The sequence below is a fragment of the Flagellimonas amoyensis genome (assembly GCF_003058265.1).
Taxonomy (GTDB): Bacteria; Bacteroidota; Bacteroidia; order Flavobacteriales; family Flavobacteriaceae; genus Flagellimonas; species Flagellimonas amoyensis.
In genome coordinates, this window is sequence record NZ_QBUK01000001.1 from 351,295 (window position 1) to 376,081 (window position 24,787).

At 46.1% G+C, this 24,787-nt stretch carries 12 protein-coding genes; 4 read left to right on the top strand and 8 right to left on the bottom strand.

All coding sequences use genetic code 11. The features are described from left to right. Positions 1-17: 17 nt before the first annotated feature. Positions 18-3,731, top strand: coding sequence for a metallophosphoesterase (locus DB398_RS01500; RefSeq protein ID WP_108422621.1), 3,714 nt, complete (start codon positions 18-20; stop codon positions 3,729-3,731). Here DB398_RS01500 and DB398_RS01505 read toward each other — a convergent pair. The 7 genes from DB398_RS01505 to DB398_RS01535 all read right to left on the bottom strand — a co-directional run bounded on the left by DB398_RS01505 (position 3,728) and on the right by DB398_RS01535 (position 18,447). Next, complete coding sequence (locus tag DB398_RS01505) at positions 3,728-4,585, bottom strand: NHL repeat-containing protein (RefSeq protein ID WP_108422622.1); 858 nt, start codon at positions 4,583-4,585, stop codon at positions 3,728-3,730. The genes DB398_RS01500 and DB398_RS01505 overlap by 4 nt on opposite strands. After that, positions 4,582-5,478, bottom strand: a complete 897-nt coding sequence (locus tag DB398_RS01510) for a GyrI-like domain-containing protein (protein ID WP_108422623.1) — start codon at positions 5,476-5,478, stop codon at positions 4,582-4,584. The genes DB398_RS01505 and DB398_RS01510 overlap by 4 nt, the downstream gene beginning before the upstream one ends. 23 nt (positions 5,479-5,501) lie before the next feature. Beyond that, a complete protein-coding gene (locus DB398_RS01515; RefSeq protein ID WP_108422826.1) occupies positions 5,502-6,833 on the bottom strand; it encodes a vanadium-dependent haloperoxidase in 1,332 nt (443 codons plus the stop codon). 10 nt (positions 6,834-6,843) lie between these two features. Next, on the bottom strand, positions 6,844-10,083 hold the full coding sequence (locus tag DB398_RS01520) for a VCBS repeat-containing protein (RefSeq protein ID WP_108422624.1): 3,240 nt from the start codon (positions 10,081-10,083) through the stop codon (positions 6,844-6,846). Next, the gene (locus DB398_RS01525) at positions 10,076-13,423 is read right to left on the bottom strand and encodes a CRTAC1 family protein (protein WP_108422625.1); all 3,348 of its coding nucleotides are present in this window, start codon (positions 13,421-13,423) and stop codon (positions 10,076-10,078) included. Before DB398_RS01525 ends, DB398_RS01520 begins: the two co-directional genes overlap by 8 nt. A gap of 312 nt (positions 13,424-13,735) precedes the next feature. Beyond that, positions 13,736-15,313 (bottom strand): RagB/SusD family nutrient uptake outer membrane protein, encoded by a 1,578-nt coding sequence (locus DB398_RS01530; RefSeq protein ID WP_108422626.1) that lies wholly within the window; start codon positions 15,311-15,313, stop codon positions 13,736-13,738. Between the two features lie 11 nt (positions 15,314-15,324). Beyond that, complete coding sequence (locus tag DB398_RS01535) at positions 15,325-18,447, bottom strand: SusC/RagA family TonB-linked outer membrane protein (protein WP_108422627.1); 3,123 nt, start codon at positions 18,445-18,447, stop codon at positions 15,325-15,327. Between the two features lie 371 nt (positions 18,448-18,818). On the opposite strand from DB398_RS01535, the gene DB398_RS01540 reads away from it, so the two are divergent. The 3 genes from DB398_RS01540 to DB398_RS01550 are packed head-to-tail and all read left to right on the top strand — an operon-like array spanning position 18,819 to position 24,068. After that, positions 18,819-19,838 carry a LacI family DNA-binding transcriptional regulator gene (locus DB398_RS01540; RefSeq protein ID WP_108422628.1) on the top strand — a complete coding sequence of 340 codons (1,020 nt, stop codon included), beginning with the start codon at positions 18,819-18,821 and terminating at the stop codon, positions 19,836-19,838. A gap of 55 nt (positions 19,839-19,893) precedes the next feature. After that, positions 19,894-22,200, top strand: coding sequence for a glycoside hydrolase family 65 protein (locus DB398_RS01545; protein ID WP_108422629.1), 2,307 nt, complete (start codon positions 19,894-19,896; stop codon positions 22,198-22,200). After that, positions 22,197-24,068, top strand: coding sequence for an alpha-amylase family protein (locus DB398_RS01550; protein WP_108422630.1), 1,872 nt, complete (start codon positions 22,197-22,199; stop codon positions 24,066-24,068). The genes DB398_RS01545 and DB398_RS01550 overlap by 4 nt, the downstream gene beginning before the upstream one ends. Before the next feature lie 174 nt (positions 24,069-24,242). Here DB398_RS01550 and DB398_RS01555 read toward each other — a convergent pair whose 3' ends face one another. After that, entirely contained in the window at positions 24,243-24,662 is a 420-nt protein-coding gene (locus DB398_RS01555) for a hypothetical protein (protein WP_108422631.1), read from the bottom strand. Positions 24,663-24,787 lie beyond the last annotated feature (125 nt).

A 24,787-nucleotide genomic window follows, 5' to 3' on the forward strand; every position in this document is an offset into this window, starting at 1 on the left:
ATCAACCTCATGTGGATATGGTTAAACGTTACTTTCTGCTCCTTCTGATTGCTTCTGTATGTGGTTGCGCCACCTATGAGACCAAATATGCAGCACCCTTTTCCAAGAATGAAAATTCTGGGGACAAAGCAATCGAACACACTTTTTACTTGATAGGCGATGCTGGGCAATCTCCCATGGGAGACCTCAACCCAACCTTGAAAAGGTTCAAGGCTGTGCTGGAAACGGCCAACCCCAATAGCACTGCAATTTTCCTGGGGGACAATATCTACCCGGCAGGATTTGTGGATGAAAAAGATGACCCCGAAGGGAGCAAAGAATCCAAGCATTATCTGGATGCCCAGTTGAGTACGGTGGAATCGTTCAAAGGGAAGGCCATTTTTATTCCGGGCAATCACGATTGGTATAGCAAGGGATTGAAAGGTTTGGAGCGGGAAGAAAAGTACATTCAGAAGGCATTGGGCAGCAAGGAGGTGTTCCAACCCCAAAATGGCTGTCCCATCGAAAAGATAGCCATCAGCGATAACGTCATGGTCATTGCCATTGACACGGAGTGGTACCTGACCGATTGGGACAAACATCCCACCATGAACGACAACTGCGAGATCAAGGACAGGGGCCGTTTTTTTGAGGAACTGGAAAGCGAGATCAAGAAAAATCTGGACAAGACAGTGATCATAGCCCTGCACCATCCCATGTTTACCTATGGCGTGCACGGAGGGCAGTTTTCCTTTGAACAACACCTATTTCCTAGTGGAGGGACAGTGCCTCTTCCCGTTTTGGGAACTGTGGCCAATTTTCTACGAAAGACCTCTGGTGCTTCAGTAGAGGATGTGTCCAATAAAAAATACAACGAACTGAAAAAGAGGATACTGACCCTTTCCCAATTTTCCGAAAAAGTGATTTTCGTCTCTGGTCACGAGCATACCCTTCAATATATAGAGGAGCATGGAAAACCTCAGATAGTGAGCGGTTCAGGGGCTAAGACCGGCGCCACCCGACTGCTGAACGGAAGTAAGTTTTCAACAGGGAAAAATGGGTACGCCATTCTTAAGGTGTACAAAGATGGTTCGTCCACTGTTGATTTTTATGGGGCCGATGCTGCTTCGGAGGAACTGATTTTTCACACCGAAGTGCTTCCCAAAGACAAGTCCACAGCAATGACCGGACTTTCGAAAGCATTTCCACCCTTCATGGAAGCGTCGGTCTATACCGATGAGGAAGTGGACAAAAGCGGGTTCCACAAATGGCTCTGGGGCGAACGCTATAGAAAATACTATGCCACAAAGGTCAAGGTGCCGACGGTGGACCTGGATACCCTTTTTGGAGGATTGAAGGTGGTGCGCAAAGGAGGGGGCAACCAGTCCAACTCCCTTCGCTTGGAAGATAGAGAAGGGAAACAATACGTAATGCGGGACCTAAGAAAGAGTGCCGAGCGATATCTACAGGCCATAGCTTTCCAGGATCAGTACATCATAGGCCAGTTTGAGGACACCTTTACGGAAAAATTGCTGTTGGACCTTTATACGGGAGCACATCCATATGCCCCCTTTACCGTGGGTAAACTTTCTGATGCTGTCGGTCTGTACCACACCAACCCCAAATTGTATTATGTGCCCAAACAATCTGTTTTGGGTGATTTCAATTCGGAGTATGGAGATGGGCTCTACATGATCGAAGAACACGTTTCCGATGAGCACAACAATCTTGAAAGTTTCGGAAAGACCAAAAAAATAGAAAGCACCTACGACCTTATCGATAAGCTAAGAGAGGACGAAAAGTACAGCATCGACCAAAAGGAATATGCCAAGGCCCGTTTGTTCGATATCCTTATCGGGGATTGGGACCGGCATGTGGACCAATGGCGATGGGCAGAGTTCAAGACCGAGGACGGAAATAGGGTGTTCAAGCCCATTCCTAGGGATAGGGACCAGGTTTTTTCGCGATGGGGCGATGGGCTGATCATGAATTTTGGTTCAAGAGCGGTTCCGGCACTCCGTATTTTTGAAGGTTTTAACAAAGAGATCAGGAGCGTCGGGGGCTTTACATCATCGCCCAGGACCTTTGCACTGGATATGGCCCTGCTATCGGAAACGTCAATGGATGTTTGGGTAGATCAGGCCAAATTCATCCAACAACAGATCGATGAATCGGTAATCGATGAGGCCTTTCTGGATTTTCCCGAGGAAGTGAGGGATGAAACCCTTGCAGAGATCAAGGAGATTTTATTGGCAAGAAAGGAAAACCTTGTGGAGACTGCGAAGGAATATTTCTCCGTATTGAACAAATACAGCGTGGTGACCGGTACGGACAAGGACGACCATTTCAAGGTGGTTTCCCTGCCGGACGGAAAAGTGGAAGTGTGGGGATACCGCATCAAAAGTGGCGAGATTGCGGACCAATTTTTCCATAAAATATATGACCCTTCCCACACCAAGGAAATTTGGTTGTACGGTTTGGACGATGATGATGTTTTTGAAGTGGCCACAGAAACCTCAAAAATCAAGGTACGCATGGTGGGCGGACAGAACAATGATGTCTACCAGATTTCCGAAAAGTCAAAAAAGGCATTTGTCTACGATTTCAAGGCCAAGAAAAATACCTATGATGAAGCCTATGGAGGAAAGATCAATCGTTTGGACGATTATGACACCAACACTTACGAGTTCCTCAAGATAAAGGCCAATAGCAACCAAATACTGCCGGCCATTGGGTTCAATCCAGATGATGGACTTCGGATTGGGCTGACGGACACCTATACCTTCAATGGCTTCAGGAAGAACCCATTTACCCAGCAGCACACTTTCAATGGTGCCTATTATTTTGCCACCAAAGGATATGACTTGGGATATAAAGGAGAATTTGCCCATGTCTTTAACAACGTCAATCTGGAGTTGAATGCAAGGTTCACCAGTCCCAACTTCACGCTCAACTTTTTTGGTTTTGGAAATGAGACCGTCAACAATGACGATGACGAACCGTTGGGTCTGGACTATAACCGGGTGCGTCTGCGGACGCTGAGGTTCACGCCTTCTTTGGTTTGGCGTGGCTATCTGGGTTCCAAGGTGCGGGCCGGTATTTCTTATGAAAGTATCGAGGTGGAAGAGACGGAGAACAGGTTCATCAACGAGTTCTATGTTGAAAACGGTGAAGAAAACCACAAGAGCTTTTTGGGAGTGGAAGGCGAATACAGCTACTCCAATACAGACAATGAAGCCTTCCCGACCCTTGGAATGGCATTCACACTGCTCGGCGGATACAAGACCAATGTGGAAGAGGGAGGCAGGTCCTTTGGGTTCATTGTGCCCAGCCTGTCCATAGATCATAGGTTGGTCCCGAGCGGAAGACTCGTTTTGGCCACCAAACTGAAAGGACACTTCAACATTGGGGACGATTTTGAATTTTACCAAGGGGCAAGCATTGGAGGCAACGATGGATTACGGGGCTATAGGTTCCAACGCTTCACGGGCAAAACCGCTTTTTACCAAAGCTCGGACCTGCGGTACAGTTTCAGGGCCAGACCCACAGGGATTTTGCCTGTCACCCCGGGAATATATGGAGGGGTCGATTATGGCCGGATTTGGTTTCCCGGTGATGCATCCCAAAAATGGCACAATTCCTACGGAGGCGGTTTTTTCCTCAATGGCGCAGATATTTTGACAGCAAATGCAGGCCTTTTTCAAAGTTCAGATGGACTCAGGTTTGCTTTTGGGGTCGGATTCGGGTTTTAATCCAACTTGAATTGGTAAAGGCTCCGTCCGCCATACTTGTTCTCTTCATCGGCGATCAAGAGGGTTTTGTCATCTAAAAAACAGATGGACTCAATCTGGGTTTGGCAGTTCAGGTCGATGGTTTTGATCGTAGCTTTGGAAAAATCGGAGAGCTCAAAATCCGTTAGCAAGAAAACAAATCCATAGCTGAGCAGGGCAATGGTCTTCCCATCGGGTGAAATATCCGCTCCGGTCACCGAACAATGGTCTTGGTCTCCACACAGGAACAGGGAACCTAAAGGTTCCGCCGTGTATTCACCTTCGGTATCGGGAACCCGGTAGATCAATGTTTTTCCGGAATAGGGACGTGTCCTGTTCTTGGTGAAAATGTACAGATGGCCATCCAGATGAAAAAATCCTTCTGTATCAAAATAGAGACTGTCCTTTTCTGGAGGGAAGTTTTTCTGATTAGGATAGTGGAACGCAATCTTTTTGGCGTTGGGTTTTTTCTTTTCCAATTGGGATTGGGACACTTTATAGATGGTCAGATTTTTTCGCTTATTCGCATTGTTCCCAAAATCACCAATGTATAGATTGTTGTCCTTGTCCAGTGCCAAATCTTCCCAATCCTGGTTCTTGGCGTGGTCTATTTTGAGGGATTGGACCAATTTCGCTTCCATATCTACTTGATAGATCCTCTCCTTGTCGCCGCTGTCCTGTATGGCCCAAATCTTTCCAGAAGATGAAACTTCAATGCCCGACACTTCTTCAAGTTGGGATGGGAATTTGCCCAATGGCTCCAATTCTCCATAATACGTTTTTTGGGCACAGGCCTGAATAGTGACCCAAACGAGAATGAGCGCAATTTTTTTCACTTGGATTCTTTTAGGGGCATATAGACTTCAGTATTCCACTGTAGTTCGTCTCCTCCCATATTTGGATTGTTGTAAAATACTTCTATGGGTTTGTTCTCAACAGCGATATTGTTTTTTTGGGCATAATCCAATAGGGCATACCAGGCTCTGTCCGAAGTAATATAGTTACCATTATATATGGCCTTTATGGCTTTTTTTCCAAAAATGCGTTTGTATGTAATGTCTGGATGGTTGGGCAGTTTTTCGGAGCGCAGGATCGGGTAGCAGAAATTATAGACCAACCTATTGGCCTTGATGTCCCAATTCTCCACTTCCACAAAGGGAAGGCCATTGAGGGTAACCCCATTGTTCACCAGAAAGGAATTCAGCAGGGAGTAATTCGCCATCATGCCCCTTGCCTTGTTTTCTGGTGTGGTCTTGAGGGCAACACAGGCACAAAAAGAGGAAAAAAGCTCTGCTTCGCCCACGATCGAGACTTTAAAATCTTTCAAATGATCGTTCAAGAAACCATTGAATTGTATAAGGGTCTTTCGGGTCCCTTTTTCAAAATCAGTATCCGAAAAAGGTACTGAAACCTTGTTTTTCAAGCTGTGGTCTAGGTCTTTTATATTGACGGTCACCTCGCTCAAGGAATCATGGATAGGGGTGATGTCCCATTCATAGACATGAACGGAATCGTTTACCACAATGGTCTGTTCAAAATGGGTAGGGCTTTCAAATTGAAGTGGCACAACACTGTCAAAGCCCATGTTCCATGCCTTAACGGTCTCATAAATGGTCCCTGGGATGGCCTTCGCCTTAAAACTTACCTGATAATCTTGAGGCTTTATGAACAGATACCACAAGAGCAAGACCAATAGAAGTATTGGAACGGATATAAAAACCTTCTTCATAACTTATCCGTAAAAATAAGGAATTAGCCCTTGGTCATGTCCAGTTTGTCCACAATAAATTTTCCTAGGTCACGTCCCTGCTTGATCCCCACCTCAATGGCAGCTCGGTAGTGAATCCCACCGTACATCCTACTGATGGCGGCCTCATCCGCTGCTTGGTTGAACGAGGTGAACGAGCGGACGGGAAGGCCATACGGGGTCTCCGTATCGTCGTCAAAGGAGAAGCCGTCCCCAAAAATGCTCGTAAGAACGGTGGAAGCGGCACCTGACACCACGCTATGTCCACTGGTATATTCCGGGAAAGGGGGCGTTTGCAGCACGGGGGTCCAGCTATCGTCAATATATTCGTTGATGACAGTTTCGGGACGGATGAGGTTGCTTCGGTATTTTTCGTCCCAGCAACTGATAAACCCATCTGCAATGGCAATGGACGTCTTGGTATAAGCATGCACGGTCATTGCAAAATCGGTGTTGGCCTTCCTGCAGGCAATCTTGGTGATACCGATCCAATGAGCGCCAGGAGTAATTTTTTTTGTGGCGAACATCAAATGGCCCCGGGTCACCGATACATAGGGATTACAGTCCCAAAATTTGGCTATGGCCACTTCTTCGGAAGCATCGCCTTTGGCGGTCATCTCGTTTCGGACTTCATAGACTTCCATCACTTCTTTATAAAAGTCGGAATCTTTTTCCATGGAAAACGCTGGTGGCGGTATGGGCTTGAACTGTGCCGCTGAGTCTATGGCAAAGGGTCTTATCTTGGCCCAATGCGGTTCAAGGCCGTTCATATAGGCAGGAGGGGTAGGTTGCCATCGCGAAGGATCGTCGGAATTGACCGAGAATTTGGGCATGGTACGTGTTTCCTTGTAGTTGTCCTTTCCCATCCATGAAGCAATATGGTCCGCCACTTCAAGTCCGTAGTCCTTGGAAGCATTGAACATCGTTTCGTTCTTTGCGGTCCAAAGGGTATAGAGACTGTCCCTAAAATTGGAGACTCTCTCCTCAGAAAAGATAAGCCTGCGGCTCAAATCGATATGGGCCACCAAAGCGGCCATCTCAAAATTGATGTTTTCCGTGTTTTTAGGGTCTGGAATGTCGCCCAAGCCGGTCAATTGACCCGAAAGAGATTTGTACTTTTCATCCTTTTTTGCGATGATCTCATAAGCGGCGATGTTGGGATACGCAAAAATCCTACTGGCCACTGGCGGGGAAAAGATATCGTGTATCATGACCTCCACCACCTTGTCCACAGATTTGTGGAATTCTTCCGGCGTGATCTCAATGGGTTCCTCCTTTTTTTGACAGGCTGCCAGTGTCAGAAGTAGTACCGCAATTAAACTTGACCTTAATTTCATGATCTTTTGGTTATTTTTTGAATGAATAGACTTGTGCTTTATCATTGTTGAACACGGCCAACAAGTATTTTTGGTTGTTCAGTTCCAATGTCTGTAGGTGCCTCAATGATTTTTTGGTGAAATCGAGACCCAGTTCGGCGCCTAAGGTAATGGTTTCCCCATTTTTGATGAGGGCCCCGGAAAAGGAATCCAAACGGCCATGGTACGGTTTCACGCCGAAGAAATTACCACCGCAGAGGGCTTCTGGAGAGCCGTCGCCATCAAAATCGTCCACCAAAAATGCCATAATGGGAGAAACCTGGAGCTCGTTTTGGAACGGGACAAATGTAAAACTACCACCATCGTTCCTCAGATAGCCCGATTTTAAGGTGTTCACTTCCAAAACTGTGGATTTTTTCAGGGTTTCCTCCCCAAAAATCTCTTCCATCGTCTGTCCGGCAAAGGATTTATAGGTGGTGTATTTTTTTCTGAGATAGACCAATTGTGCCGTAAGGCCGTCCATGGACTCCAAAGGATAGTATTTTCCATTTTTTTCCATGGCCGTCACGGTCTCGGTCTGACCGTTGTCGTCAAAATCATCAAAATAAAGCTTCATGGGGAATTCCCTGGAAGCCTTGAATTTGGAATTGGTGCCCCAATTTCCCAACAGATAGTCCAAGTCGCCATCCCCATCTATGTCAAAAGCAACAATGCTCTGCCATAGGCCTTTGAGGCCCAGAGCACCTATTTCTGAGAAGGTACCGTTTTCATTTTTCAAGAATTTGGGCGACATCCATTCGCCGATTAGGATGAGGTCGGTCAATCCATCGCCATCAAAATCGCTCCAAATGGCATCGGTGATCATTCCTTTGGAATGTTTGGCAAAACTGTCGACCAATTGAAACTGGCCTTGGTTGTTTTCCAACAGATAGGATGTGGCGGGCGCACCAAACTGTGCCGTCAATGTATGTCCGCCCACAAAGACGTCCATATCCCCGTCCCCATCATAGTCGAAAGGTCTTACCACGGATGAGTTCTGGAAAAGTTCGGGCAGTTGGATACTGGAAAATGATGAATCTGTCTGAATGTAACAGGCATCCAAAAGGGCATCCGATTTCCCAAAGAAATCGCCGCCCCCAGAAGTGACAAAAAGGTCGTTCTTACCATCCTTGTTGAAATCTGCAATAGTGGCGGATATATTTTCCCTGATGGAATCTTTCTGGATGCCATCGAACCGTTGGGGCACAAATACACTGTCTTGTTGGACATAGAGTTGTGTAGGGAAAAATTTAGATCCACCAAAGAAAACATCCGGTTTGCCATCATTGTTCAAATCACCTTGAGCCAAAGCCGGGCCTCTGTCCGAAACCTGATAGGGAATGAGTTTTTCGCGGTTGAAATCCGTATAATTGTCCTCGATATGGGTATAGTCCAAGCCCAGATTGCCCTCTACAGGTTTGAATATGGATTTTGTGGACCTGTGCAATGTGCCGTAATCGAACGGCTCGTTGTTTTCAGGTTTCAAGACCAAGGTCTGGTTCACCGATACCTCTTTCAGGACCTGATAGGTTCTGTCCGGCCAAATGATTTTTAGCGAATCTATTTTTTGGGCAGTTCCGTACCCAAAATGGACCATGGGTTCCGACGTAGCCTGAAAGCCACGGGTAGGGAAGAGCTCCTTGAACTGGAGGTTTCCATTGTGATAGGAATATACCTTGGTGCCGATCCCGAACCTGTTTTTTGGGGCATAATTGAACTTGATTTTCAAATAATTGGACTTTTTGTCCACTTTATTGATGTATAGTGACGCGGGTTGGTCTATGTTGTTGGTCACGAGATCTAGGTCCCCGTCCCCATCCAAGTCGGCCATGGCCGTGGCCCCGGAAATCAAGGTGTCCTTGGTGATCCAATTCGCGGACATGTCTTGGAACATAAGGTCATTGCTACCCTTGAAGACATAGTTGTGTACATTTCCAGAAGGCATCAGGTCCAATGCCTTTTCATCCACCAATTTGGTGTTGTCCAGTTTTTTCTGGATCTCCTCACTGGATACGAACTTGATGAAATCAAGGTCGTTTGGCCTTTTGGGAATACCGTTGGAGATGAACACGTCTTGCTGGCCGTCTTGGTCATAATCCCCAAATAGGGCACTCCAGCTCCAGTCTGTGGCGGCAATGCCGCTCATAAGGGCGGTTTCTGTAAAATTGCCGTCCGGTTGGTTCACATAGAGCATGTTCCGGGTAAACTGATAGTGGTAGCCAAAACGGTCCACCCTCATTTTTTGCGTTTGGATGTTATCGTCCCCTTCCGAAGATTTTAGGGCAACTTCATCTTCCGGCAGCATGTCCAAGGATATGAAATCTGGTCTGCCATCGTTGTTGATATCGGCCACATCGTTCCCCATGGAGAACCTGCTGGTGTGTCCAAAATATTTCCGGAGACTTTCCGTGAAGGTGCCATCACCATTGTTCAGATAGTAATAATCGTCCTCGTGGAAATCGTTGCCCACGTAAATGTCTGGGTACCCATCCTGATTGAAATCGGCTATGGCCAACCCAAGGCCGTATCCGTTCACACCTCCGTAGATGCCCGCTTCTTCGCTCACGTCCTTGAACTTTCCATTATCGTTGCGCAATAGCTTGTCGCCGGTTTCATATCTTCTTTCAAACCGTAGGTCAAACTTTCCAAAGGAGTTTTGTGTGTGTACGGCATGGTTCAAAAGATACAGGTCTAGGTCACCATCGAGATCGTAATCAAAAAAAGCGGCATTGGAACTATAGGAGTCAAAATCCAGTCCATATTGTGCGGCACTTTCCGTAAAGGTATTGTCGCCATTGTTGATATATAGCTCGTTGAACCCATTAAAACCGTTGATACCCACCACGGCGCATACATAGATGTCCAGAAGCCCATCCCCGTTCACATCGGCCATGGTGACGCCTGTGTTCCACGTGCTGTTCCCCTCAACCCCGGCAGTTGCAGAAATGTCCTCGAACTCCAAATTGCCCTTGTTCAGGTACAGTTTGTTCTTGACCTGGTTCCCAGTGAAGAAAATATCGGGTTTACCATCGTTGTTGATGTCGCCTATGGAAACACCGCCCCCATTGTAGAAATAGAGGTAGTCCAATATGCTCAATTCTTTTGTTGGGGTGAGCGTATTGGTAAAGTTGATGCCTGTTTCCGAAGGGGAAGGATTCTTGAACAGGCTTCCCTCTTTTTGGCAGGACACAAAAAGGACAGCAAATACCAGTGCGATTCGAAACCTAATCATTGATGGCAAAAATCTTGGGTGTGTTGTTGTTGATGGCGGCTATGACGAATACTTTGCCATTTTTGTCCTTGAACTGCTTAAGGTATTTGACCTCGTCGCGGATCTTGAAACCGCTGGTGTCAAAATCCTGCCATTCAAAACCGAGTTTGCCATCGCCCAACAGAACGTTGCCATATCCGGCATCCAATCTGGAGAATTGTGGCTTGAACTCGAAATTGTTCCCCGCCATGATCAAGTCGAGGTTGCCGTCCTTGTTCACATCCATACAAGTGATATCGCAAATGCAGGAGAGCTGTACCCTGGGCGGAAGGTTTTTGATGGTGAACTTTCCACCTCCTTCATTGATGGCAATCACTGAGGCGGAAACCTCTGCCCTTTTTACGATGGACTTCTCCAGTACTTCCTTCGGGAAAAGTTCTTGGATAGTCCGCCCTGCGTAGTCGGAGGCCTTGAGGTTTTGTTTTTTGAGTGCGGGCAGTTGTTCCGTAAGCTCCCTTTTTTGGTGGATAGGATAATCCTCGCCATTTTTTTGCAAGGTGGTGATCTGCTCTATGGTACCGTTGTTATCGTAATCATTGATCCATATTTTCATGGGGGTCTCGTGCGTTGGCTTGTAGTGGAGATTGAGCCCTTGGTTGCCCAAGATGAGGTCCAAATCCCCGTCATTGTCCAGATCGGCGACTTCCACAGTGTTCCACCATCCGTAAATACTGTCCAAGGAACTGGGCATTTTTACGAGCCTTCTGCCCGTATTCTTATAAATTTTGGGCGTGTCCCATTCAGCGGTTACGATGAGGTCTTTTTTGGAATCCCCATCAACGTCCGCCCACTTGGAATCGGTGACCATACCAGCATCCTTGAGATCGTAGCCCAAGCGTTCCGTGACATTGGTGAACGTGCCGTCCCCCATATTTTCCAACAACAGATGGTCAGGGGATATCCCATAAACGCCCACTACACTGCGTGATCCAATAAACAGGTCCAAATCCCCGTCATTGTCAAAGTCATGGGGAGAGATGGTAGCAATATTTTTGAAGGTGGAGGGCAGTTCGGTTGGGGATTTTGAGAAATTTCCTTTCCCGTCATTCAGGTAAAGTCTTGCCCTATAACTGCGCTGCATCCCCACATTGTTGCCACCTGAGCCCACGACAAGGTCCAGGTCGCCATCACCATCGGCATCAAAAAAGGCCGCGGCCACATCTTCAAATTCCCTGTCGTTTTCAAATACTGGTGAAGTTTTTGGGGACACTTTTCCATTGCCCGAATGGATGTAGATGCTGCCGGCCTGACCCTGCGCACCTCCGATGAAGAAATCCTCATGTCCATCGCCATTGACATCGCCTACGGCAAGTGATGGTCCTTCTTGCGAGAGTTTTTGGTAGATAAGGCCTTCATAATCGAAATCATTATAGGCATCTTCTTGGTGGGATGCCATTGCACTGGTGTCCAATTGGTTCAGGAGAGATTTGATGGCTTTCTTTTTTGGGATTTTATAGGTTTCCATTGCATCGGCATGGTTGAAGGTCAACACTTGGTTGGCTTTGACGTTTTCCAGTTTTTGGGTGCGGTCGTCCGGCCATACGATGCGAATGGAGTCCAAGGCTTCGGATTTTCCAAGGCCAATGGTCATACCGTATTCCATGGAAGACTGGAAACCACGTGAAGGAATCAGTTCTTGATTGATGATCTGTCCATCAAAATAGAACTTGGCCAATGTTCCTACGGCAAAGGGATTCTTTTCAGATCCTTTGAATTTGAGTTGGATAAATTTGTTGTCCAACTGAGCCTCGGCATTGTTTCGATAGATGTAGGCCTCCGTATTCACATTATTGATGACCAAATCAAGGTCCCCATCGTTGTCCAAGTCCCCATAAGCGGCCCCGTTGGAACGGGAGGGGAGATCAAACCCCCATTCTTTGTTGGCATTTTTGAAGGTGATGTCGCCATTGTTCCTGTATGCATAATTGGGCTGTGGCTTGATGGGCATTTTACTGATAATGGAATCGATAGATTCCTTTTTCCCCGTGAGGGCCATTTTCTGCACGATCTCGTTGGCAAAAAAATCGACAAAATCCAGATCGGTCAAGTCATGGTTGATCCCATTCGTTACAAAAATATCCTTGAGACCATCATTGTCCATATCGAACATGAGGCCTGCCCAGCTCCAGTCCGTTGCATCTATACCACTGTAATAGGCAACTTCTGAAAATGTGCCGTTGCCATTGTTCAGTTGTAGGGTGTTCTGGATGTATTGTTGGTAGAAGTCCTTACTCTGTTTAAGGTCAAAGACATTGTATCCTTCAAATTCCATGACGGATTTCACCCGATGTTCTTCTTCGGGCAACATGTCGGTGATGAAGATATCGTTGTGGCCGTCATTGTTGATATCGGCAATATCGATTCCCATGGCAGATAGACTGAGGTGTGAGGTCCACTCCTTGATTTCTTCCTTGAACGTGCCATCTTTTTGGTTGATGTAGAGGTAATCCCTTTCGTAAAAGTCATTGGAGACATAGATGTCGGGGTACAGGTCCCCGTTAAAATCGGTGACCAGGACACCAAGTCCAAACCCGATAAGGCTGCCGTAAATGCCTGCTTCTTCGCTGACATCCACAAATTTTCCATTGTCGTTCCGTAAAAGCATGTCGCCCACGCCTTTAAAAATGTCCGGGACCCCCTCCCAATCTTGTGCCCGTACTTGGCGTTGTTCGGCATATCCAAGGCTGCTTACCGGAATATTGCTGTTGTTGAGGATATAAACGTCCAAATCGCCATCCTTGTCATAATCAAAAAAAGAGGCATGGGTGGTGAACCCTGTTTTGGCAAGGTTGTATTCGTTTGCTTTTTCGGTGAAGGTCAAATCCCCATTGTTGATGTATAGGTCATTGTCGTGGTTATTGCCCTCCATGTTTCCAGCGTTACAGACGTAGATGTCCAAAAGACCATCCTGGTTCACATCCACCATCACCACACCCGTGGACCATGGTTTGTTCCCGCCTACGCCCGCACTTTCAGAAATATCCTCAAACTGAAAATTTCCCTTGTTCAGGTAGAGCTTGTTCGGGACCATGTTCCCGGTAAGGTAGATATCCTGAAGTCCATCATTGTTGATATCACCAATGGCCACGCCACCTCCGTTATAGAAGTTCCTGTATTTGAAAATGTTGAAGTTCTTCTGGTTTTCAACTGTATTGACAAAGGTTATGCCGGTTTCTTCGGAGGGTAGCATTGTGAAAAGGGTTTCTCCTTTTTCCTCTACCTCCATTTTGTCAGCCTCTTTGTTCTTACATGCTGTTGCAAGAATCAAAAGACAGGATACAGTGATATGTTTTAGTTTCATTCGATGTTTAATTTTGTCAAGGGAAGAAATATTTTATACTATCTCATCATTCATTTTTGAAAATTCCGGATACATTCATAGGTCTCTTAAGTTGTAGTGTAAATCATCATCCAGAAGAAACTCCTAATCTACCAAGTTGGGTAATTATCTCAAAATATTCTTGGGGCATTAATATTTTGTTAATCGTTTATTTGTTGTTTTTTCATCCATTGGTTTATGGGTCAATGTCGGTGGGCCAATTGTTTGGAAATGGATAAAAATAAATGCCGCCCACAAAGGGGCGGCATAAAAACAACTTAAACTATTTCGTTTCTAGTATCCTGGGTTCTGTACCAAGTTTGGATTGGACAATAGGGCTGTCGCTGGAATAGGGAACAGGTTCATGTTCGGGTCCCCAGTGACCTCTTTAAGGCTCCAAGGAGCTGTAAATTGGCCAAATCGGACCAAATCGTTCCTTCTCCAAAACTCGATGTACAATTCACGGGCCCTTTCATCCAAGAATGTTTCTTCCGTTACACTTGGAAGTGGGTCGGTATCCGCTCTGCTGGCCCTTAACTCGTTGACCAAAGTAGTGGGGTCGTCACCCATTCTCATCATGGCTTCTGCCTTCATCAAATGAGCATCGGAATACCTGAAAAGGATTTGGTGTTGCCTATAAGAGTTTACACCGTCATCAGTATCTGTTGGGTCATGTGGATGGTATTTGATGATCCTGACACCATCTGCTTCACCGTTACCTACCAAAGAGGTGAGTTCTTTGGTGAAGACCAAAGGTTGTCCTTGTCTATTGGATAATGGAGTTCCATCTTCGTTGTACTGAAGTCCGATCAAAAACCCATAACCGATACCAAGGTTAATGTTATCAGCGGTCGCTGCATCAGGAACAAAACCTCTTCTTTCTTCCTGTCCGTCACCCGCATAGTTCGTATTTGGGTCACCTTCAAACAGGTCATAGAATTCGGCAAGTGTGGAGAAACCATTCCAACCACCTCCAGCATTGTCAGGCGTATTTTGGTTGTAGTGAAGGCTGTTCCATATCCTGGCTCCAAGGTCACTTCTCAAGAACAATATGGTCTCGGAGTCATCGGTGGGCTCAAAAATCTGGAAATATCCTTCTTGGATATCAAAGCCACTGGCATTGATTTCGTCGACTAGGTCAATAACCTGTTGCATGTCTGCTGTTTCGGCAGTTCCTGTGCCTTTGTAGATATGCGCATTGAGGTATATTTTGGCCAATAGGAATTTAGCGGCTTCTACCGAAGCGGTTCCTACGTTGGCCACACCGGGTCCTACTGATGACAGTCCAGATACGGCATCGTTCAAATCGGATTCGATAAAATCGAAGGCTTCGCTTCTGGAAAGTACTGTTGGATTTACTTCGGGTCCTTCATCAACTTCCCTAAAGGGAACCGATCCAAAAAGGTCCATTACAAAGAACATGTTGAATGCCCTAAGGAACTTGGCCTGAGCTACAATGCTTGGGCTGGAACTTGTTGTTTCAATAATTTCCGATGCCCTAAAGATGTTTTGATTAAGGTTGTTCCAAGCTCCTTTGATAAAGGCATGGTCAGGTGTCCAGGTATGGGTGTGCAATTGTCTCCAGACACCATTGTCCCCCCAGTCGGTTCCCCTTGTTGGGATCAAAAGCTCATCTGAGGTCACCTCAGAAAGGGCGTACATGGTCTCTTGGGTGGCAAAATCCCCACCCACTTTGTTGTATAGATCGTTCAGTGCAGTGGCAGGTTCTGCAACACCTGAAAAGCCACCGCCACCTGGGCCATCACTTATGATAGAGTCTGTCCCTTCAATTTCCAAATCAGTACAGGAGAGGGTAAGACCTATGATAAAGAGTGAAGCAAAAACAAATTTTTTATATGTTTCTAGTTTCATGCTTAATTTTTTTAAAAAGTTACACTAAAGCCAAACGTATAGGTTCTAGGCCTTGGAAATGCTGAATAGTCGATACCGGCAATGGGAAGACCGTTCAACAGGTCTCCAGATGCTGGGGTTACACTTACCTCAGGGTCTAGACCGCTGTAATCTGTGATCACAAATAGGTTTTGACCGGTTAGGCTGAGTCGCATTGTTTTGAAGATACCATCTCCAGACAATGGCACGTTATAGCCAATGGAAGCAGTCTGTAACCTCACAAAATCTCCTTTCTCCAAAAATCTTGTGGAGACAGAGGCCTCTGCAAATCGGCTTTCCACCCCTGCAAGATCAACCACGTTTTTGGTCACGTTGTTACCGCTTCCGATAGCACCTCCAGTGAAGAAGGCATTGGCCGTGTTATTGTAGATATAGTTTCCAAACTGTCCATTGAAATACATTGATGCATCCCAATTTTTATATCGGGCAGAAGTTGAAAAACCTCCGGTGAAATCTGGAAGGGCACTCTTGCCCACAAATTTCTGGTTGTCCACACCTCCCTCATGTACGGGGTTACCTTCGTCATCAAACCCTGTGAACTCCCTAAGGAAGAATGAGTAGAGAGGTTGTCCGTTCTGCAAGCGTTGTGCAAATGCATTGGTCAGACCGGCTCCACGGATGGTTCCGGCTGGAATGGCCCCTTCAAAATCCTGGATCTCATTTTTATTGTAGGCCATGTTGAAACCTGCTGTCCAGCTATAGTCTTCTCCTTGTAGGATGTCGTAGTTAAGGGAGAATTCAATCCCTTGGTTAAGAACAGTGGCATCCAAGTTTTGGAAGAAGAAGGGCTGTGGGGATGGCTGTGCTGCCTCCACGCTCAACAACAAATCTCTGGTCTCTTTACGGTAAAAATCGATGCTACCGTTCAAGCGGTCATTGGAAAAACCGAAATCAAGACCAACGCCGTATTGTGTGGTCTCCTCCCATTTAAGGTCAGGGTTGGCAAAGTCAACAGTGCTGGTACCGGGAACATTTACTGCTCCACCGTCTCCGATGCCTCCACCAGAGTATCTTTCCCTTCTGATATACCTTCCGTAACCAATACCATCTTGGTTACCAGTGATACCGTAGCTCAACCTTAGTTTAAGTGTGGATACGGCATCACCAATGAAATCTTCCTCATTGATTTTCCATGCAAATGCTGCGGATGGGAAAATACCATATTTGTTGTTCTCGCCAAATCTTGAAGAACCATCAGCTCTAACAGTGGCAGTGAACAAGTACTTGTCTGCAATGGTGTAATTGGCCCTTGCAAAGAAGGACTGTAGTTCGTCGGTATTGTCAAATTTATCGGTAAACAATGATCGAACAGCAACACCTCCGACGTCACCAAGGAATTCGGTTTCAGGTGTTGGGAACAAACGGTTCACAAAAAGCCCTGCTGGGTTGTTGGGAACATCGAATGAATATCCATATTGTTGGTACCTGCCAGAAATCATGGCTTCCAAAGCAGCAGCCGAGCTGGATAGGTCACTTGCCATTTGGTTCAAGTCAGGTGAGCTGTATCCCCAACCTTGTACGTTCCGGCCCCTTACGTTGAAATCCTGATATGAAAAACCGACCAATGCATCCAATTTGGAGTTTTCAAATTCCGTATTGTAGTTCACGGTCAATTCCACCAATCTGTTTTCATTGATAAGGTCGTTCAGTGCGCCTCTACCGTTTCCTGCGGCACCACTGCCCACGTTGAATGACCTGCTGGACAAAGAAGCTTCTCTTTCGGAATCGGATTTGTCATAACCCAAGGTCACTTTGGCTGTCAATTCATCCAAAATGTCATACTCGGCTGAGAAATTTACCAATACACGGTTGGTGTAGGTCATACTCTGCCAGTTTTGCAAAAGGTTAAGAGGGTTGATCCTATCACCGGGGTTAAAGGTAGGGCTTGCAGGCCAAGTTGGATTGGAGGCATAAGCTGCACCCAATAAATCACCTGTTGATCCAGCACTACCACTCAAAGGTGGGGCTTCGTCATTCACCCTGGACAATGTGCCTTGAAAGTTAAGACGCAATTTGTCTTCCAAAAAGCGTTGGGAAGCGTTCAGCCTTCCAGTTATCCTTTCTTGCGATGATTTTTCAATGATACCGAACTGTTTTCCGTAATTGAAAGTGGCCCTGACGTTTCCAGAACCGTAGTTCTGGGAGTAGGCCAAGTTATTGTTGGTCGAAGCGACCGACCTTGTTACGTAATCTTGCCAGTCAGTGTCATTTCCATAATTGAGAGCAGTTCCTCCAAAGGCATCCACTGCATCAAGGAATTCGGAAGCGTTGAGCAGGTCGAATTCTTTGGCAGGAGTGGAGTAGCTCAGATCTGATGAATACTCCCAAGTGCCACCTTTAGATCCGCCTTTTCCGCTTTTGGTAGTGATGATGACCACACCGTTGGCACCACGCGAACCATATATTGCAGTAGCTGATGCATCTTTCAAGATACTCATGCTCTCAATATCATTTGGGTTTAGGAAGCTCAATGGGTTTCTTGCGGAGCTAGATCCAACACCAATGTTTGTTCCTTCGGATGAAGTGTCACCCGAAGGCAATGGGACTCCATCCACAACAAAAAGTGGGTTGTTGTTGGAACGGACAGAGGAAGTACCCCTAATCCTAATGGCAACTCCCGATCCGGGCTCACCACTTCCTTGAGAAATTTGTACACCGGCGGTCTTACCTTGAATCAACTGTTCAGGGGAAGAAATGACACCTTTGTTGAAGTCCTCAGAAGTGACCGCCGCCACGGCACCCGTGGCATCCTTTATAGTCGTTTGGCCATAACCAATGATCACCACCTCGTCCAAAGCCTGTGCATCTTCTTCCAAGGTAACATTGATCGTAGATTGGCCATTGACAGCTCTTTCCACCGTCTTGTAACCGATGTAGCTGAACACCAAGGTGGCCGAGCCATCAATGTTGTTCAGGGTATAATTACCATCAAAATCGGTCTGGGTACCATTGGTCGTTCCTTTGACCAATACGCTAGCCCCTGGCAAAGGACCGTTTCCATCCGAAACGGTACCTGATACTGTCTGGGCTTTTATCATGCCAAAGCATAAGAATGCCCCAAGCAACAAAAAGCTTTTTAGTAGCGTAATCTTCATAAATTATTAATTTTAAGTTTAGTTAATTTTAATTCAAGTGTTAAACATATATAAAAAAAATGTTAATCAAAATTTAACTATATCGCAATCTATTACGAAAACGGTTTCGTGTTGATAACTTTGGGTGGGTGCGAGGTTGGCAAAACTTAAAGAGTCGATTTATTCATATCACAAAATAACCAAGTCTATTTAAAGAATTCCGTAATAGTGATGCTAATATAGTGTTTTTTGGCTTTGGTCCGATTAACATTCTTTTTGGAGTTTTTGTAAAGCCGTCTTGGGTTTTTGTTAAAAAGCTTGTTTTCTCCAATGGCTTGTTCCTTTATTGAGTAATTTCCAACGTCAAACCAAAAAGATTAAAATTTACCAAATTGAAAACCAAGATTACCTTAAAGGATATTGCCAGGGAACTTGAAGTATCCATATCCACGGTATCAAAAGCACTTAAGAATAGCGAAGAGATCAGCAGGGACACCAAGGAAAAGGTACAGGCCTTTGCCAAGCTCTATAACTACAAGCCCAATAATATTGCCATCAGCCTCAAGAACAAGAGGACAAAGAACATCGGCGTGGTGATCCCCGACATTGTGCACCATTTTTTCACCACGGTGATCCGTGGCATCGAGAAATATGCCAATGCCAGGGGGTATAACGTAATCGTTTGCCTGTCGGAAGAATCCTTTGACAAGGAGGTCATCAATATGGAGATGTTGGCCAATGGGAGCATTGATGGCTTTATTATGTCACTTTCCTCGGAAACACAACAAAAAGGGGACTACAATCACTTAAAAGAGGTCACGGAGCAAGGAATCCCTGTGGTGCTCTTCGATAGGATCACCAATGAGATCGATTGCGACAAAGTGGTGATCGATGATGAACTAGGGGGGTACATGGCCACCAAGAAATTCATAGAGCAGGGCAAGAAAAGGATAGCCCTGATCTCCACGGACGATTATTTGAGTGTGAGCAAGGCCCGTAGCATGGGATACCACAAGGCCCTGTCCGAAAGCAAGTTGGGCGTGGACGAATCCATGGTGCTGAAAATGCCTTCTATGGAAATGGACGAAAACCGTATCAAGGAATTCTTAGAGGCCCAAAAACCGGATGCCGTCCTCTGTGTGAACGAAATATTTGCGGTTTACAGCATGCGTTTGGTGCAAAAAAGCGGCCTGAAGATTCCGGATGACATCTCCTTTATCGGTTTCACGGATGGCGTTCTCTCCAAGTATGCCAACCCAAGCCTCACGGTGGTTGCACAGCATGGGGAGAAAATGGGCGAAGTGTCCGCCAAAATGCTTATCGACAAAATTGAAAGCGAAGAGGAGGAGGAAACCTACCAGACCAAAATTTTAGAGCCCACATTGGTGATCAGGGAATCCATAAATCATTAAGTTTGTGCATCTTGTCCGTTAGGCGGGCGCAGTTGTTCACCAAGTTTAAGTATTTATGAATCAAGACTATATCCAAGCAGACCCTTGGTCCATTATCGAGGAAGGATTTGACCGGGAACAGGTAAAATCCTCCGAAAGCCTTTTCAGTATAGGTAACGGGTCCATGGGCCAGCGTGCCAATTTTGAGGAACAGTACTCCGGGGAAACCTTTCAGGGCAGCTACATCGCCGGGGTCTATTATCCAGACAAGACCCGTGTGGGTTGGTGGAAAAATGGGTATCCCGAATACTTTGCCAAGGTGCTCAACGCCCCCAACTGGATTGGGGTGGATATCATCATAAATGATGAAGCACTGGACCTGAACACCTGTAAAAAGGTGGAACATTTCCGTCGCGAGCTCCACATGAAAGAGGGTTGGTACAAACGCAGCTTTGTGGCCACCCTGCCCAATGATGTGGAAGTGGCCGTTGAGGTCCTCAGGTTTCTGAGCTTGGATTTGGATGAGACCGGGGCTATACAATATAATGTACAACTGCTGAACTCGGATGCCGAGGTCATTGTGGTCCCCTATTTGGATGGGGGCATCAAGAACATGGACAGCAATTGGGCCGACAAGTTCTGGAACATCACCAATATTGCTTCGGATGGGAACAGGGCCTTTGTGGCATCGCATACCATGAAGACCGATTTTGCCGTCTGCACTTTTATGCAGGGCGAACTCTATATCGATGGGGATACATTGGACATGGAACCCGAAATTGAAGAAACCGGCACGTCGGTGAGGCATGCCTATAAAGTTGATCTCAGCAAGGACGAAACCCTGACCTTGGTAAAATTTGGAGGGTACACGGTGGACAGGAACCATCCCAAGGACAAACTGCAGGAAGCCGCCAATAAGGTCTTGGACAAGGCCTCTGCTTTAGGATTTGATGGCTTGCTCCAAAAGCAGAAAGATGCCTGGGCGCAGGTTTGGGAGATGAGCGATATCACCATTGATGGAGATATCAAAGCGCAACAAGGTATTCGGTTCAATATTTTTCAGCTCAACCAGACCTATTCGGGCAAAGATTCCCGTTTGAATATTGGCCCAAAAGGATTCACTGGTGAAAAATACGGTGGAAGTACTTATTGGGACACCGAAGCCTATTGTTTGCCCTTCTACATGGCCACAAAAAACCAGCAAGTGGCTTGGAACCTGCTCCAATACCGATACGACCATCTACAGAAGGCCATCGAGAATGCCGAGAAATTGGGATTCACCAACGGGGCGGCCCTCTATCCCATGGTCACCATGAACGGAGAGGAATGCCACAACGAATGGGAGATCACTTTTGAAGAAATCCATCGGAACGGGGCCATCGCTTTTGCCATTTATAATTACCATCGCTTTACAGGCGATTACGACTATATCCCCAAAATGGGCCTTGAAGTCTTGATCGGGATAGCCCGATTTTGGCATCAGCGCGTCAATTTTTCAGAGGAAAAACAGCAATATGTAATGCTTGGCGTAACAGGGCCCAATGAATACGAGAACAACGTGAACAACAATTGGTACACCAACTATTTGGCTCAATGGTGCATCGATTATACCATCGAACAGATCAATAAGGTCCGCGAATCCTATCCCAAGGACCATGAAAGAATTATGGCCAAGGCAAAGCTGTCCCCAGCTGAAATTGAGGATTGGGCCAAAGTTTCGGGCAATATGTACTTTCCCTATTCGGAAAAATACCAAGTATTCTTGCAGCAAGATGGCTTTTTGGATAAGAAAATGGTCAAGGTGCAAGATTTGGACAGGTCCGAACGGCCCATCAACCAAAAATGGAGTTGGGACCGGATCCTGCGATCACCCTACATCAAACAGGCCGATGTACTCCAAGGCTTCTATTTTTTTGAGGACCATTTCAGCCCAGAAGATTTGGAAAGGCATTTTGATTTTTACGAACCCTTCACCGTGCACGAATCCTCCCTTTCGCCTTGTGTGCATAGCATTCAGGCGGCTAAATTGGGACGGATGGAGCAGGCCTACACTTTTTACTTAAGGACCTCCCGATTGGATCTGGACGATTATAACAAAGAAGTGGAGGAAGGCCTTCACATTACTTCCATGGCAGGAACCTGGATGAGCATTGTGGAAGGTTTTGGCGGGATGCGGGTGCTGGACGGCACATTGCATTTTGGGCCTAGGATCCCCAAACAATGGAAATCCTATTCCTTCAAGATCAATTTTAGGAACCAGATCATCACCGTTACTGTTTCTGCGGACGGTTGCTCTTTTGGGGTTACGGGCGAAGGACCACTCACCATACAAGTGCATGGCAAATCGGTCCAGTTGGTTCCCGGGGAAACGGTGAAGGCATGAAAACTAATCGCTTCATCGCTTTTTTGATAGTGTTGGGAGCGTTATATTCATGCAAGGAAAAAACCGTACAAAGGCCCGCTGAACCGCCCATGAGAAAGAAAATCGTAGTCTATCAGGTGTTTACACGACTTTTTGGCAACACCAATACCACCAACAAGCCCTGGGGCACCCTAGCCGAAAATGGTGTGGGCAAGTTTTCCGACTTTACGGAAAAGGCCCTGGAAGAAATAAAAGGACTGGGCATCACACACGTCTGGTATACCGGAGTACCGCACCATGCCTTGATCAATGATTACACCGCCTACGGAATTTCGAATGACGATCCCGATGTGGTGAAGGGCAGGGCGGGGTCTCCCTATGCGGTCAAGGATTACTACAATGTGAATCCCGACCTCGCCAACGATCCCTCCAACCGATTGGAAGAGTTCAAGGCCCTTATCCAAAGAACCCATGATGCGGGGATGAAGGTCATCATCGATATTGTTCCCAACCATGTGGCCCGGAACTATGAAGGCAAGACCAACCCCAAAGGGGTTGCGGATTTTGGGGCCAACGATGACACCTCAAAGGAATATGACATCAACAACAATTTTTACTATATCCCCGGTGAAGCCTTTAAGGTGCCCGAGTGGCAGGGTGGCTATGTGCCATTGGGAGGGACAGGCAACAATTGGTCCGATTCCAAGTTTGAAGAGTACCCGGCCAAATGGACAGGTAACGGTTCGCGATTGGCACAGCCCCATTTCAACGATTGGTACGAAACGGTAAAGATCAATTATGGCGTGAGACCAGATGGAACCAAGGATTTTGTGGAACTTCCCGACGACTTTGGTGGTAAGGACCATCAGGCCCATGTTGAATTTTGGAAAGACAAGACCCTGCCCGATTCGTGGTACAAGTTCAAGGACATTACCCTCTACTGGTTGGATTTTGGGGTGGATGGATTCCGTTTCGATATGGCCGAAATGGTTCCCGTGGAATTTTGGAGCTACCTCAATTCCACGATTAAAATGAAGAACCCCGATGCCTTTTTATTGGCCGAAGTATATAATCCAGGCCTTTACCGGGACTACATCCACAAGGGTAAGATGGATTATCTCTACGACAAAGTGGAGCTGTACGACAGCATCAAGCACATCATGAAAGGGTATGGTTGGACGGACCATATTCCCGTGGTGCAAAGGGGAATGGCGGATATTGAGCACCACATGATCCATTTTTTGGAAAACCATGACGAACAGCGTATCGCCAGTCCTGAATTTGTTGGGAACGCGGCATTGGGAAAGCCTGCCATGGTGGTCTCGGCGACCATCAGCACCTCGCCCACCATGATTTATTTTGGGCAGGAAGTAGGGGAGCCGGCTGCCGAGGATGCTGGATTTGGCAAACCTTCCCGAACGTCCATTTTTGATTATATCGGGGTGCCCCATCACCAAAGGTGGGTAAACGATAAAAAGTTTGATGGCGGCCAACTTTCCGAAGAAGAAAAAAGCCTGCGGGATTTTTATAAGCATCTGCTGAACTTCACGATACAAAGTGAGGCACTGATGGGAAAATACCAAGAAATCCATTTCTATAATAAAGAACGGACCGAAGGGTATGACCACAGGGTCCTGTCCTATGTGCGTTGGTCCGAAAATGAAAAACTCATCATCGTCACCAATTTTGATGCAGGGAAAAACTACGTATTTGAGTTGAAACTGCCAGAAGACGTGATTGCCCAATGGCAGTTGAATGATGGGAAATACCCTTTGCAGGACAAATTGTTCGGGGATTTCAAGACCACGTTGTCTGTGGTAAACGGGCAGGGGAAAATCCAAGTGGAATTGCAACCCCTTCAATCCTATATCCTCGGTTTTATAAAATAAAAAGCTGTCTAAAAAGGGATAGAATTGACATTTTGAGCTGTCACCCTGAGCGTAGTCGAAGGGACAGGCGAAAAATCTTTATCGTCTTATTGTCAAATTTTAAAATCTCAAAAGAGTCTTCATTTTATTTAGAATGACACTTTTTAGACAGCCTCATCAAGTGAAGATCATATACTATTCCTTGACCGCCGTTTTTTGGTAAACGAAGGCAATCACTGCGCCTATGATTCCATAAAAAATGATGTCCAGAATGGCTTCCACGGCATGTCCGGTCAAATCCATCCAGATCATGGTGCCATACTGCAACAATCCCATTCCAACACCCATAAACACCCCGATCCAGGCCCCATAAGTGAAGCCTTGGCTGAGGGAGTGGTGACCCCTGGCCCATTTACTGTACAAAGTGCTTAGGGCAAAGACAGCTATTAGGTTCCCAACGGCAATCAATCCCAGATTGGGAGGATTCTTCATATTATCCACCAAGGAATGTTCGGTGAAAAAATCAACAGTGGCAATACCCCAAACAAGGTATCCCAAAAAGAACATCACGATTGTGCCCACCAAAGTGGCCAGTAAGTTTGATTTTGAAAACATAGTCGTTAAATTATTGGTTAGTAATATGATAAATTTATTAATATAATTTTATCATATCATTAATTATAATTAATATTTATTATTATATTCTATTTTTTTATTTCAGAAACAAGCCTTGTTTTAAT